Here is a 12,267-nt window from a genome sequence, read left to right on the forward strand (position 1 = left end):
GGGGCGCTATGTGTGGATATTGGAGCTTATAAACACTCAACTTAACCGCCTACTCAAATATAATAAATAAAATAACGAGCTGCAAATACAGTGCGGTATTTGCATTTGTATTTAGCTATAGGTTTGTATATAAAAAAAGTACGTGTTGAAAAATAATTCTATTGATAATCAGATTGTTATATAAAAACACTCTCCCTTCAAATGCACCTGCCGCACCCTTGCCAGCCCCTTGTCAACCCTCGCCGGCACCTTCCGGCACCCTGTTAAGCACCTGCCAAACGTGGTTTATTTTTTCAATAAATCAACAAATTTAAAACTGGATTTTTGTTTTGGAACAATAGCTCTAAAATATTCATTAACTCTTTTTGAAGAGGTGATTTTTACGGACAAGGAAACGCTGTTTTGGGAAAAAAACGGCGACCGGCCCAGGTAAAGGAGTCGATAGTTATGGGGGGAGGGCAATCAAATGCATTTTGTTGCATGGGTTGCTTTTTTGTTGAAAAAACGATTTAGCAATTTGTGTCCCTTGTTTGCGAAATTCAACGCGCACCACTTTGAAATTAACGGGAAACAGGAGGCACCTACGGAGCCAATTTGCGGGAGGGTGCAAACGCTATAAACACGTGACTCCGCTATAATCGGTGGCTGCTAAATCGTTCTGAAAAAGTTCCGGGGTTTAGAACAATCTTGCTATGCATTTACAGATTTTTATAATTCCGGCGGAGTACCGTGTTTGTGGTAAAAAAAGCAATGGTTTTTGGGCTCCCGTAGGTGCCTCCTGTTTTAAAGTGAAATCCCTGGCCTAAACCCCAATCACCTAAATTCAATTATTATATTTATTAGCCGATATTTGTTTTAAATGGAGAAGTTAAGAAATTTTTACGCCCTGTTTTGGATCCTGGGTTTAACCCTGCTGATCTACGCTTTCTTTAGGATTAAGCAGGAGATTTTCCGGCATAGAAAACCAGCTACAGAAATAAAAAAGCCCATCTCCTGACCATAATTTGGATGAACAAAGCAGTTCCCTCCCTCGGGAGGGGCGCGATAGAAATGGGCGCAAAGGCAGGGAGGGGTTTAATGAACTATTTACGTTTCAGGGAACGATTTAGCTGAGCGAAAACTATGTCATAGCGAGTATCCATCAGCTTCGGCTGAAAAAACAGTAATGACATGGTTGCAAATGGGGTTATTCTGGGACCATCAGATTTGCGCTTCCTTTTAAAAAGCGGTGGAAAAGTGCGATTCCCCTCTTGAGAGGGGCGGAGGGGTGTGTTATGCATGCGCAATGAAACGCGGAAAAACACACCCCTGCCAACGCACCTCCTACCGCGCCCCCTCTCGAGAGGGGAATAAAAAATACATTTGATAATCAACGTATTATAATCATGTCATTGCGAGGCACGAAGCAATCTCTGAACTATGCCCGATGTTTTGTGGGTTACGAAATTACTTTGTAGAGGCTACAACATCGGCCCGCTCATGGCCGCGGGGGCCTAATCCTTTTTGTCTTGAAACAAAAAGGACAAAAAGACCGAGCGTAGCGAGATAATGAGCACCTATAAAAAACAAACGACAGCGAATAATTCAAGTCAGCAGAAATGCTTCTTTGCGCTCGGGGCCTTTGCCCTGCAAAACGGCCAAAACCTGGGCTGGAATTATTTTGCCCCGGTGCGCTTTATCCCCCGCACCTGCAAAAACTTCCTATGCCCTGCCACCGCACTACCCACCATTGTTTTGGCCGTTTTCGCCCGAAGCTGTTCTGCTGACACATTGGGGAAGACGAGAGCTTCTTATTTATGAAACATACGCAGCTGAAATTCTGCTAATTCTGGTTCAGACAAAAGAGCTTTTCCAAGGGCACAAGTCAGCCGTACTCAATCCATCTGACAGACGCCAAGAGAGCGTGGAAAATATTTATCTTTGAATATGGTGCATGATTGGAATAAGTTGGCCATCGATATTTTAAAGGTTGCCGAAGAAAAATTCGGAAAAAGGAACCCTGCTAAGTTTAATGGTCTGGAATGTTGGTTTACTCAAACTCAACCGGAACTCTGCGGGGATTCTATTGAAGGATATACAATATATCTTTCTGAAAGCACACTTGAAAGTTTTCCCAACCTTCTTTTTGAATGTTCACACGAATTGGTTCACTTATTATTTCCAACCACAAAAGAGCAAGTTAATTTCCTTGAAGAAGGGATTGCAACAAGCTTTCAGTTCGAGATGTTAGACAGGTACAATTTCCAACCCCACGTTATAAATGCCTATAAATTAACTTTGAACGATAATCCAAAATATAAGAAGGCTTACGAACTAATTCAATGGATTAAGCCGGACTATTCAATTGTTATCAAACAAATAAGAGAGGACTATCCTGATATTTTATTATCAGATTTAACTATCGAGCATTTGAAAAAGTATCCATCTATACCAAAGTCAATTATTTCTGACTTGCTGCGAAAATTCAATACTGATGAATCCTCAAGTTAGCCGCACAAGCCTGCGCCAAAGGGAGGAGCACCAAATGAAAATGAGGATTAATCAAGAAGCATAGGGAAAGTGATACTTATGCCGAATTCGTAATAAACGTCTTGGGCGTATAACCTGCCGTCTTCATCCTCAAATTCTATGTTATATTGTTTTTGTTTGCCTTTTGGATTAACTATATCTGGCGGATTACCGCCAACGAGAGTCTGCACTTCATGAAAAATTTCACCAACCTCAACGTAGTCTCGTTTTACGCGTAGTATACAATGCTCATTTTCTTCACCATGAAATTCCTTTAAAAGTACATTCAACGCTCTCGAATTATTAAGCCGAAACCCGTATTCGTCTGGCATCTCTGAAGTTAATGCGAAACGCGGTCGAATAGAACGTCTATCTTTTTCCAAGGAGTATTTATTAATTTTAGTTTGGAGCTTATTTATTTTTTCCTGCTTGTTAAAAGACATTACAACGAATATTATTCCAGTAATAGTAGCAAAAAAACCGAGGATAGAGAAAATCGCCTGAATAGCGTCGGGCTTACCCATTAAAAAATCATTAAATAGTGTACTCCAACTCATATCGCAATATAATATTTATATGTTGTTTGACGGCGTCGTTTTTTTAGCTCAGGTCTTGCGTTTAGTTTTTTGCGGGATGGGTGATCTGTGTTTCCAATAGCCCCCTACTTGGCGCAAGTCTTGTGTAAAGAGCGGAGCGATGGGGACTTGTGATTGTTTTAGTTCTGAAGTATGCAAAATCCTGTAATCTGATAAATCTGCTTAATCCGAGTTCAGACAAATTTCCCCGCGTTAAGGACTGCAATGGATACCGGCCAAAAGGTCATGTGCGGGCCGCTCCTAATGCCTGTGCAGTATGAATGAAAGGCCTGGCCCCGTTTCTACCAACGGGGAAACGCCCAAAGAGCATGATTGGATGGTATTGTCCGCAACTTTCTACACACTTTCCTGCACAAACCAAACTTATTTCGCAAATAATTCTTATCTTGTTTCCCCTTCTTTTTTTGAGGGGTTATAATTATGACTAACCACGAAATTAAAATAGCATTCGACGAATACGATTCTATTGAACAATTGGATAAAACAGATTACAGGCTGTGTCTTGAAGCAGCCGAAGCATTAAAAAACTCCCATTCGCCATACTCGAAGTTCAGGGTAGGGGCGGCGTTGCGGTTGCAAAGCGGCAAAATTATTTATGGCAGCAACCAGGAAAACGTAGCCTATCCTTCGGGATTATGCGCCGAGCGGGTTGCGTTGTTTTATTGGGGGGCCAACCACCCCAACGACCCGGTGGAAGCCATGGCCGTGACTGCCCAGACTGATGAATTTGAGCTCACCCGCCCGGTAACCTCATGCGGATCGTGCCTGCAGGTATTGGCCGAAGTTGAAAAAAAACAGAACAAGCCCATCAAAATTATATTATATGCACAGCAGGGGCCTGTTTGGGTAATACAAGGCATTGAAAACCAACTGCCCTTTTTGTTTTTTGAAGAGCGCCTTACTACATAAACCATGAAATTAAAACTGTTTTTATTGCTGATGGGCTGTGCCTTTACAGCTAATTTGTTTGCGCAGCAAGGGTTTCCGTTTGATAACGAGATCAGAGCCTTTAAACACCAGGATAGCATCAGCTTCCCCAAGAAGGACGGCATTTTATTTATAGGCAGCTCATCCATCCGCCTTTGGGCCGACCTGGAACAACGCTTTGCCGGTAAGCCCATTATTAAACGCGGCGTTGGCGGCAGCACCATTGAGCAATTGGTTGATTATTATACACCCTATATCATGATGCCTTATAGCCCCCGCAAAATATTTATTTATGCCGGTGAAAATGACATCGCAGCCGGGAAATCCGGGCAGTTTGTAGCCGATGAGTTTAGTAAGCTATGGATGCTGGTACATAGGGAGCTGCCCAAAGCCGAGGTTTATTATATGTCGGTAAAGCCAAGCCCGTCGCGCGCCAAATATTACGCCGAAGTGTATAAAGCTAATGGGTTGATAAAAGCCTACCTGAAGAATAAGCCTAAGAGCCATTATGTAGATTTAGTGCCGGCCATCTACAAGCCCGGCACAACCCAGCCCGATAGTAGCCTGTTTAAAAGCGATTACCTGCATTTGAACCCGAAAGGCTATGATAAATGGGAAAAGGTGCTGAGGCCATTGGTGCGGTAAAAAAGTTACCCTAAGGGACAATGAAGTAATCGCATGGCGGCAACTACTCACCCGGTCGAGGCTACGCCCGACCACCCTCTCTCCGGCTGCGCCGCAAAGAGGGTTTTAGAGTTGTTCCTAAAATAAATATTTGATTATCAATTATTTAAAAATAAACCCTCTTTCCACCGCAGGTGAAGAGAGGGTGGTCGGGCGTAGCCTCGACCGGGTGAGTTTTAGCCAGCGTTTAAGCGAATGTTTATGTAAATTCCAATACATGATGCACAGGCAATTCGTGCAATTCGAATAAATCCGTGCCATTCGTGTTTATAAATTCGCCTCATTCGTGTGCAATAAAAAAGGCCCCGCCTGGCGGGGCCTATACTTACTTACATTATAAACACTAAACTAAAACTCTCTTTTTTATTTAAAAACGCTGTATACGTTGGTAATTTTCCAGCCTTTGCCGGTATTGGCAACGGTTACGTAGTTGGTGCGCACAAAGCCGTCAAACTGCATATCTACTTTTACAACGGCCATGTCGGAGTTACTTTCCATAATGGTGGTACTGGTGGTACAATTTTGCTCGATATTTTTGTTTGATTTTATCGACTCAATCATTTCGTTTTTGGTAAAGCTTAATACGTTTTTACCACGTAACATATTAAATTTGGCCGATTGGTCAACCACATCGCCAAGGCCCTGAATTTTGCCGCGGGTCATGGCATCTACATAAGTATTTATTGCGAAATTGCGGGTCAGGTTGTCGCCTTCGGCATTTACGTTTGCTTTGGCTGCGCCACATACTATTACTAAAGCTACTGCTGCGATTATTGATTTTAAGGTTTTCATATTGTTGTTGTTTGGAGGTTATTTGTTTTTTAATTTATATCTATAAGACAGCGGCACTATTCCATTCGTTACAGCTAAATCAATAGATTTGTACGATTTAACAAACATTTAACAATTGGTATTTTTTATTAAATATTTAGCAACAGAAATATAATATATACCACGCTATGGTTGATTTTACTACCATTATTTTGCAATTTGCTGAACAGGGCGAAAAAACCGGCTGGACTTATATTGAAATTCCGGCCGATATTGCACAGGAAATGAAGCCCGGGAATAAAAAATCTTTCCGGGTGAAGGGCAAACTCGATAACCTGGACGTGCGCGGCATGGCCCTGATGCCCATGGGCGAGGGCAACTTTATTATGGCGCTGAAAAAAGATGTTTGCAAAGCCCTGCACAAAAGCCGCGGCGCCATGCTGCGCGCGCAGCTTGAACCCGATGATGATTTTAAATTTGCGATACCTGCCGACCTGCTGGAATGTTTTGAATACGAGCCCGAGGGCGAGGCTTTTTTTAATAGCCTTGCCGAAAGCCACCGCGGCTATTTTATAAAGTGGATAGATAGCGCCAAAACCGACGCCACCCGCGCCAACCGGATAGCCAGCACAATCAACGCCATGGTAAGGCGAATGGATTATGGGATGATGCTGCGGGAACTGAAGAAGATGAGGGAGTAATGACACCTTATTAATGACGAGAATAAATTTAAATTGCCAGTTAAAAAAAGCAATATTTAATGGCATTGCTTTAACAAAATGCATAAACGATAATAGCAATACATAGATTTGTAATTCATCAATAAAAAGAATGGTTAAATTATTTATTGTGGGTATACCCCGCGATATGGAGGAGATCGAATTACTCGAGATATTTACCCTGTATGGCCAGGTTGAACAAGTAAAGATCATTACCGACATTGATACAGGCCAAAGCAAAGGGTATGGCTTTATTAATATGGCAGACGAGCCCGGTGCAATCAGGGCTATTGATGCATTAAACGGCGCAACAATTGACGATCGTGAAATCAGCGTACGCTTAGCCGACGACAAACGGCCCGCTCCGGAACCTCCAAAGCAACCTTTTAAAAAATCCTTTACACCCAAAAATCAATATCAAAAGGTAAACCCGCATACATCAAACGAAAAACAGAAAAGACCGAGGAGGCCGCTTTGATGCTTTAGGCCGTTTTTTTACTGCTGCTGTTTAGGAATAACGTTTTTTGCATCAGGCTAAATTTTAATATATTAGCGTGATATAAATAAACCACACTAATTCCTAAACCGCATGGAAATCCTTGAACAGGAAGAAAAATCACTCTTCGTAGATGTAACTACACAAAAGATATATACGCTCCGGTCTATCCAGGTGGCTACCTTTTTGGGCGGGCCAATAATTGCCGGCTACCTCATATCCGAAAATTACCGGGCTTTTAACGAAGACAAAAAGTCAAAAATAGCCATTGTGCTTGGCGTTCTTGCAACAATAGTATTATTCGGCGTGGTATTCATGCTGCCCGATACTAAGAAGGTACCAACATATATAATTCCCCTGGCTTATAGCTGGGCTGCCTATATATTGGCGCAACAGCTCATAGGAGCACAAATGAAGGCTCATTTTGCCGCCGGCGGTGGCGTATATACCATATGGCGGGCGCTGCTTGCAGCGCTTATAGGTGGTGCAGTTACGGTGACCGGTGTTTTTGTGACGCTTTTGTTAGTAGGGTAGACCACGAAAATTATACATCATGACGAGAACTACACTTACGGCCGAACGCTTAAATACTATTTCATGGCTAAATGATAAGATTGTTGATTGGGCCGCTGGCGGCAATCAATATTCGATGGATGGAAGTACAAAAAGAAACAGCTCATATTTTCCATTTAATTTTGATGGTTCTATTAATACTACCGACGGCCAATATGCTTTTATCTATCAAAAGCTTGGCACCAAAGGGTTGTTATTAAAAAATGGAGAACTTTTAAGGGAAATAAACAGATCTTATTACTTTGCCGAAGCTTATGAATATCCTGCTGCATTTGTGACAGTAGATGAAGTGACCTATCTTGTTCATTGCCCCAAAGAATATTGCAGGCTTGATTTTGAAAATGTGGAAACCGGTGAACTAATAACCGAGGTTCCGGGCAGAGAGGCTGAGGATTTTTTCCATTCAAGATTGGAAGTAAGTCCCGATGGCAAACATTTATTGAGTAAAGGCTGGCTTTGGCATCCTATGGATGAAGTTTATATTTACAAGGTTAATGACTGTCTTAAAAATCCTTTATTGTTAGATCAACTAATATCGTTCACCCATATTAGTGTTGAAATGGAAACAGCAAGTTTTATTAACAATACAGAAATCCTTATTGGATCTGGCGATGAGGTATACGATGATGAAAATATTATTTTTCCATCCAAGCATATCGCAGTTTGGGATATAGCCACCCAGCAATTATCAACCCCCGTAAAAATAAATGTAGAATTTGGCAACCTGTTTGCCATTGATGGCGAGCGTTCCTGGGATACCTATCTGTATCCTAAAATTATTAACATCAATACCGGAGAAGTTATAGATAAAGATGAATCGGTTTACAGTGGCAAACAAAATTCAAGTATTGTAAACAAAGAGAACTTGGTGCAGATTGTGTTTAACAAGGATACGAAACAACTTGCAATAGCAGGTAAAGAAGTGATTGACGTTTTTACACCATAAATTACCTGCAATTAAAGGTATTATTTCCCCATCAACAACTCATCTATCAACTCGTCCGTCAAAACAGTTCGGTCATTATCAGTTCTCCATTTGCCATTACTCGGTGGGAAGGCATTGCGCGAATAGCCAACTTTGTTTTTAAAATCAAATATGGCGTGGCAGTAGTTATTGATTAATAACGAGGCCAATTGCCAGTCGTCGGTCCAGGCTATTTTAATATTGCAGGGGATAGCTTTATCTGTTACATCGGCTACGTTATAAATGTGCACGGCATCCAGGATAGCCTGCCCCGGCATTTTCCCTATCGCGTAAAAATATCCTGTTGTAAGGTCATCCTCAAAAACAACCCCATGCGATGAATCGGGGACAACGCTATCCAGAAATGTATCCTCGCCAACAATAAATTCTTCTTCTACCTCTAAAATCATCGGGCAAAGTTACATTAAGGCAGCGGATTTTATTTCAGATCGAATTAACAGAATTTAACATAATTGGGCCAGTTCCCAGGGGAAATGCAATATATCTTTGTTTTATATGAAAAGGCCGTTGATTTTCTTAATCACCTCATTAAGCTTGATATTGGGAAGTAACGCCGCCTCTGCCCAGGTAAAAATAGGTTATATTGATCTTAAGGCTTTGATAGCGCAAATGCCGGAGACTAAAGATGTTAAAAAGCAGGTAGAAGCTTACCAAAAGCAATTTATAGACCAACTGACAGCCATGATGAATGAATATAGCGATAGGTTTCCTTGTTGCGATGGATATCCTAAATTGACAGATTCTCTTCGTGATGTTATTGGGAAAGAGTTTCAGGCCATTCAAAAAAGGATGCAAGACGTCCAGGATGATGCCATTAAGAAGGTCGAAGCAAAATCGAAGGAACTATATAAGCCTGTGTCGGATAAAGCAATATCAGCACTTACCGAAATAGCCAAAGAAAACGGAATCAGCTATGTGATAGATTCGTCAAAAAACAACAGGCTAATTGTTGCTTTTGTCGCTTCGGACGGAATTAATCTGATGGATGCCGCGAAAGCCAAATTAAGTATCAGGTGAATACCCGGCATATGATCAGTTTTTTTACTTAATTACATCGGCAGTTTCAATATTATCCACCTTCCAATCCTCCGGAAATGGAATTTCCTTCATTGTAACCTCCTTAAAGCCTGGTACCTTAAAATCTACCCCCGATTGGTTGTAATAAAAAAACGGGTTGGTTTTAAATGCATCGTAATCTGCCAGCATTTGTTGTTCTAATTTTATTAACCGGTTACGGTATTTATTATCAAAAGGGGCATCTTCCGGTTTTATGGCCAATAGCCTCATAATATGTTGCAGGAGGTTATAACAGGTGGTAAACTGCCCGCAGGCTATGATACAGGCTTCGCTATGCTCTTGCTCGGTAGATTGTTTGTCAAACCACAACGTAGTACCCATATCGAAAGCCACCTGGGCAACAATCTGGATATCGCGGCTGGGGTTGAGTATAGGAGGCGTTGGCGAGTGGTAGCCATCATTGGCTTCGCGGTTAATGTTGTTTGAAAAAGAAAGGTCATAAATATGGTTACCCTTGCCCCGGTTTTTCCACTGCGGCGAAAAGTAAAATTTATTGTAAAGCAGCTGTCTTATCCGCTTTAAAAATATACTCAGGTTAAGCATCAGCACCGATTGTACCCTTGCGCTTATCATTTGTTTAATGATGCTTAAGGGTGTTTTTGCAAAATAGCCAACCAGCACGGTAATTATCCGTTCGGTAAAATTCTTTTTAAAGTTTAATATCAATGCCGAATTGGCAACGCCTAACAACTGCTGCCTCAAATAAAGCGTTGCTACCAAAAAAATTAAAGGGACGGTAGTGAGTAACGAGCAACCTATTGTTAATAAAGCACAATTGTGTTTTACACCGTACCAGGCGCCCACCGATAATATGGCAATAACCGCCGCGGCTATCAGCATCAATCCCCTTATGGATAGCTCCCAGCCCTTTTTTACTTCGGGCATTACATAAGGCGTAATAAAATGACTGCCCACGTCATTAACCATCAGGAAATCGAAAGGCCGCAGGTCGGTTTCGTGCCGGGTGCGGCGGCCATCGGCATACATCATGCTTTGCAGGCCCTGGTTATCGGCAATGCCGCCATCCATCAGCCCAAAGTTTTTCTTGCTTATAAATTCCTTTTCCTGTTTATCGCCGGTTTGCGGCAGCATGGTAAGTGCCTTTTTTAGGTCTGCCGGGTACAGGCCGGGATACGTAAAATCATCTGGAAAAACTATAGGCTCAAAACCTGCCGGAAAGCACGACGATGCGGCCAGTATATCGCCCAGTTTTAGTTTACCTGCTGTTTTTTCATCCAGGTATATAACCATATTGCCGTAGGTGAAATAGGGGTCTTTACCGGCATCAGGCACCAGTTTGATATCCTGCCTGAAAGATTGGCCTGTAAAAAACTCGGTGGCATTAAAGCAAACTTCCTGTAAGTGTTTACCGGGCGCCCCGTCATGGCAAAGCGATTCAAGGTTGGCATGATCAAATAAATATTTATCGTAAGCCAGTGCAAACGCGTTAATAATATTACGGCTTTTAAGCTCCCTGGTTTTCCAGTACTTTTTATCGGCCAGCATTTCCATCGCGTGTTTTAACAGTTCATCGCCGGTTAGTGCCGTTAAAAGTTTGCTATAATAATCGCCGAAACTTTTGCCCTTACTGTTGTACAGGGCATACAGCGTGGTTGCTATGGTGCCGCCCGATGCCGACGACATGTAGCTAACTTTTTGCAACAGGCTTTGTCCAAAAAGCTCATCGGCGGAATCATCAAATTTTACTTTGTCGAGGTATGATAATACACCCAACGCGAAGGATGCCGCCCGAAAGCCACCGCCTGAAAATGCGAGCGCGATGCTATCAAACGGTTTAATTAAGGCAACCTCCAGCTTGTTTTCTGATAGAGGTTCAGGAGCGGCTATCTTATCCATAATAACATAGGTTTTTGGTTATATAAAATTAGTTAAATATTATGCGGAGTAAAAATGAATTGACAGGAAAGTTTTTTGACAAATGGCCTATAGCCAGCATTTTGAGCCTTCACAATCAGTTGTTTTTTTTAAACTAACATCGCCATGGGCATTAACAGTAGATTTTAAAACAGATTTGGTAATGTGCCGGAATAGAAGGAAATTGCCTTGAAGGTTGCATATACCAAAATACTTAACCGGCGTTAACTGGTTTTAATGTATAGACTGATAGTGCAATACCTGATTTTATTCCATTTTGTACCGGCATAATCTTATAACACATTTAAATATGAAAAAAGTAACAGGCATAGGCGGCGTATTTTTTAAATGCGAGAATCCGCAAAGTATGAATGAATGGTATACCAAAAACCTTGGGTTGCCTTCCGGTGAATACGGAACAACCTTTGAGTGGCGCGAGGCCGATGATCCGTCGAAAACAGGATCAACATCCTGGTGTACGTTTCCGCAGGATACCAAGTATTTCAATCCCTCGGCAAAGCCGTTTATGATTAATTACCGGGTAGAAAACCTGGTTGCGCTGGTTGAGGAGCTAAAAAAGGACAAGGTGACTATTGTAGATGAGATTGCCGAATATGACTATGGCAAATTCGTCCATGTACTGGATCCGGAAGGCAACATTATTGAGCTTTGGCAACCGGCAGATGAATAGGGGCAGGATAACGCAGCGGGGTAAACCATAGTTTAGATATGAAATATAGTGATGGTTTTGAATCCTAAATGTTCTGCATTTTTTAAATTCAATGAATGTACTGGTCCAATATTCTTAAACATTGCGTAAATTCGATGTGATTTGTAATTAGCAGATCAAATGGCACTCCATGGAAAGACCTGTTTTTTTAGAAAAATTGTTATCAAATATTGATAACATTCACGAACTGGGAAGGCAGCGCGCCTTTGAACTTGGAAACCCATTTTATGCAAAATACTAAGGCGATGGCGAGTACTACACCAAGGAATTACCCACTGGTGAACGGTATTTGGTTAGCGTTGAAATTATTTTCGATAGCAATGATA

Annotated in this window: 14 protein-coding genes; 10 read left to right on the forward strand and 4 right to left on the reverse strand. The window is 41.8% G+C overall.

Annotation, left to right across the window (positions count from 1 at the left end; genetic code table 11):
* The first annotated feature begins 1,548 nt into the window (after positions 1 to 1,548).
* Positions 1,549 to 1,800 carry a hypothetical protein gene (locus tag BMX56_RS29850; protein WP_143065418.1) on the forward strand — a complete coding sequence of 84 codons (252 nt, stop codon included), beginning with the start codon at positions 1,549 to 1,551 and terminating at the stop codon, positions 1,798 to 1,800.
* 126 nt (positions 1,801 to 1,926) lie between these two features.
* Positions 1,927 to 2,490, forward strand: a complete 564-nt coding sequence (locus BMX56_RS09865; RefSeq protein WP_090645312.1) for a hypothetical protein — start codon at positions 1,927 to 1,929, stop codon at positions 2,488 to 2,490.
* 47 nt (positions 2,491 to 2,537) lie between these two features.
* Here the strand turns inward: BMX56_RS09865 and BMX56_RS09870 are convergent, their stop codons facing one another.
* Positions 2,538 to 3,065, reverse strand: coding sequence for a hypothetical protein (locus BMX56_RS09870; protein WP_090645315.1), 528 nt, complete (start codon positions 3,063 to 3,065; stop codon positions 2,538 to 2,540).
* A 459-nt stretch (positions 3,066 to 3,524) separates the two neighbouring features.
* Between BMX56_RS09870 and BMX56_RS09875 the strand changes: the two genes are divergently transcribed.
* Complete coding sequence (locus tag BMX56_RS09875; protein ID WP_090645318.1) at positions 3,525 to 4,013, forward strand: cytidine deaminase; 489 nt, start codon at positions 3,525 to 3,527, stop codon at positions 4,011 to 4,013.
* Positions 4,014 to 4,016: 3 nt separating this feature from the next.
* Positions 4,017 to 4,676, forward strand: coding sequence for a GDSL-type esterase/lipase family protein (locus BMX56_RS09880; protein WP_090645321.1), 660 nt, complete (start codon positions 4,017 to 4,019; stop codon positions 4,674 to 4,676).
* 402 nt (positions 4,677 to 5,078) lie between these two features.
* On the opposite strand, the gene BMX56_RS09885 is transcribed toward BMX56_RS09880, so the two are convergent.
* Positions 5,079 to 5,507, reverse strand: coding sequence for a nuclear transport factor 2 family protein (locus BMX56_RS09885; RefSeq protein ID WP_090645324.1), 429 nt, complete (start codon positions 5,505 to 5,507; stop codon positions 5,079 to 5,081).
* A gap of 167 nt (positions 5,508 to 5,674) precedes the next feature.
* Between BMX56_RS09885 and BMX56_RS09890 the strand changes: the two genes are divergently transcribed.
* The 4 genes from BMX56_RS09890 to BMX56_RS09905 all read left to right on the forward strand — a co-directional run bounded on the left by BMX56_RS09890 (position 5,675) and on the right by BMX56_RS09905 (position 8,220).
* Positions 5,675 to 6,187 (forward strand): YdeI/OmpD-associated family protein, encoded by a 513-nt coding sequence (locus BMX56_RS09890; RefSeq protein WP_090645326.1) that lies wholly within the window; start codon positions 5,675 to 5,677, stop codon positions 6,185 to 6,187.
* A gap of 130 nt (positions 6,188 to 6,317) precedes the next feature.
* Positions 6,318 to 6,683, forward strand: a complete 366-nt coding sequence (locus tag BMX56_RS09895; RefSeq protein WP_090645329.1) for an RNA recognition motif domain-containing protein — start codon at positions 6,318 to 6,320, stop codon at positions 6,681 to 6,683.
* A gap of 111 nt (positions 6,684 to 6,794) precedes the next feature.
* Positions 6,795 to 7,235, forward strand: coding sequence for a hypothetical protein (locus BMX56_RS09900; protein WP_090645332.1), 441 nt, complete (start codon positions 6,795 to 6,797; stop codon positions 7,233 to 7,235).
* 19 nt (positions 7,236 to 7,254) lie between these two features.
* Positions 7,255 to 8,220, forward strand: a complete 966-nt coding sequence (locus BMX56_RS09905) for a hypothetical protein (RefSeq protein ID WP_090645335.1) — start codon at positions 7,255 to 7,257, stop codon at positions 8,218 to 8,220.
* A gap of 20 nt (positions 8,221 to 8,240) precedes the next feature.
* Here the strand turns inward: BMX56_RS09905 and BMX56_RS09910 are convergent, their stop codons facing one another.
* Positions 8,241 to 8,648 carry a DUF2251 domain-containing protein gene (locus BMX56_RS09910; protein ID WP_090645338.1) on the reverse strand — a complete coding sequence of 136 codons (408 nt, stop codon included), beginning with the start codon at positions 8,646 to 8,648 and terminating at the stop codon, positions 8,241 to 8,243.
* Positions 8,649 to 8,754: 106 nt separating this feature from the next.
* Between BMX56_RS09910 and BMX56_RS09915 the strand changes: the two genes are divergently transcribed.
* Positions 8,755 to 9,276 carry an OmpH/Skp family outer membrane protein gene (locus BMX56_RS09915; RefSeq protein ID WP_090645342.1) on the forward strand — a complete coding sequence of 174 codons (522 nt, stop codon included), beginning with the start codon at positions 8,755 to 8,757 and terminating at the stop codon, positions 9,274 to 9,276.
* Between the two features lie 24 nt (positions 9,277 to 9,300).
* Here the strand turns inward: BMX56_RS09915 and BMX56_RS09920 are convergent, their stop codons facing one another.
* Positions 9,301 to 11,193, reverse strand: coding sequence for a patatin-like phospholipase family protein (locus BMX56_RS09920; protein ID WP_090645345.1), 1,893 nt, complete (start codon positions 11,191 to 11,193; stop codon positions 9,301 to 9,303).
* A 328-nt stretch (positions 11,194 to 11,521) separates the two neighbouring features.
* On the opposite strand from BMX56_RS09920, the gene BMX56_RS09925 reads away from it, so the two are divergent.
* Positions 11,522 to 11,902, forward strand: a complete 381-nt coding sequence (locus tag BMX56_RS09925) for a VOC family protein (protein ID WP_090645347.1) — start codon at positions 11,522 to 11,524, stop codon at positions 11,900 to 11,902.
* Positions 11,903 to 12,267 lie beyond the last annotated feature (365 nt).

This window comes from Mucilaginibacter sp. OK283 (assembly GCF_900110415.1).
Classification (GTDB): domain Bacteria; phylum Bacteroidota; class Bacteroidia; order Sphingobacteriales; family Sphingobacteriaceae; genus Mucilaginibacter.

What these genes read in the sequence shown, in the direction of transcription:
- BMX56_RS09925 (WP_090645347.1), top strand. Translation starts at nt 11,522, where the DNA reads ATGAAAAAAGTAACAGGCATAGGCGGCGTATTTTTTAAATGCGAGAAT.
- BMX56_RS09920 (WP_090645345.1), bottom strand. Translation starts at nt 11,193, where the DNA reads ATGGATAAGATAGCCGCTCCTGAACCTCTATCAGAAAACAAGCTGGAG.
- BMX56_RS09865 (WP_090645312.1), top strand. Translation starts at nt 1,927, where the DNA reads ATGGTGCATGATTGGAATAAGTTGGCCATCGATATTTTAAAGGTTGCC.
- BMX56_RS09890 (WP_090645326.1), top strand. Translation starts at nt 5,675, where the DNA reads ATGGTTGATTTTACTACCATTATTTTGCAATTTGCTGAACAGGGCGAA.
- BMX56_RS09900 (WP_090645332.1), top strand. Translation starts at nt 6,795, where the DNA reads ATGGAAATCCTTGAACAGGAAGAAAAATCACTCTTCGTAGATGTAACT.
- BMX56_RS09875 (WP_090645318.1), top strand. Translation starts at nt 3,525, where the DNA reads ATGACTAACCACGAAATTAAAATAGCATTCGACGAATACGATTCTATT.
- BMX56_RS09880 (WP_090645321.1), top strand. Translation starts at nt 4,017, where the DNA reads ATGAAATTAAAACTGTTTTTATTGCTGATGGGCTGTGCCTTTACAGCT.
- BMX56_RS09885 (WP_090645324.1), bottom strand. Translation starts at nt 5,507, where the DNA reads ATGAAAACCTTAAAATCAATAATCGCAGCAGTAGCTTTAGTAATAGTA.
- BMX56_RS09910 (WP_090645338.1), bottom strand. Translation starts at nt 8,648, where the DNA reads ATGATTTTAGAGGTAGAAGAAGAATTTATTGTTGGCGAGGATACATTT.
- BMX56_RS09895 (WP_090645329.1), top strand. Translation starts at nt 6,318, where the DNA reads ATGGTTAAATTATTTATTGTGGGTATACCCCGCGATATGGAGGAGATC.
- BMX56_RS09915 (WP_090645342.1), top strand. Translation starts at nt 8,755, where the DNA reads ATGAAAAGGCCGTTGATTTTCTTAATCACCTCATTAAGCTTGATATTG.
- BMX56_RS29850 (WP_143065418.1), top strand. Translation starts at nt 1,549, where the DNA reads ATGAGCACCTATAAAAAACAAACGACAGCGAATAATTCAAGTCAGCAG.
- BMX56_RS09870 (WP_090645315.1), bottom strand. Translation starts at nt 3,065, where the DNA reads ATGAGTTGGAGTACACTATTTAATGATTTTTTAATGGGTAAGCCCGAC.
- BMX56_RS09905 (WP_090645335.1), top strand. Translation starts at nt 7,255, where the DNA reads ATGACGAGAACTACACTTACGGCCGAACGCTTAAATACTATTTCATGG.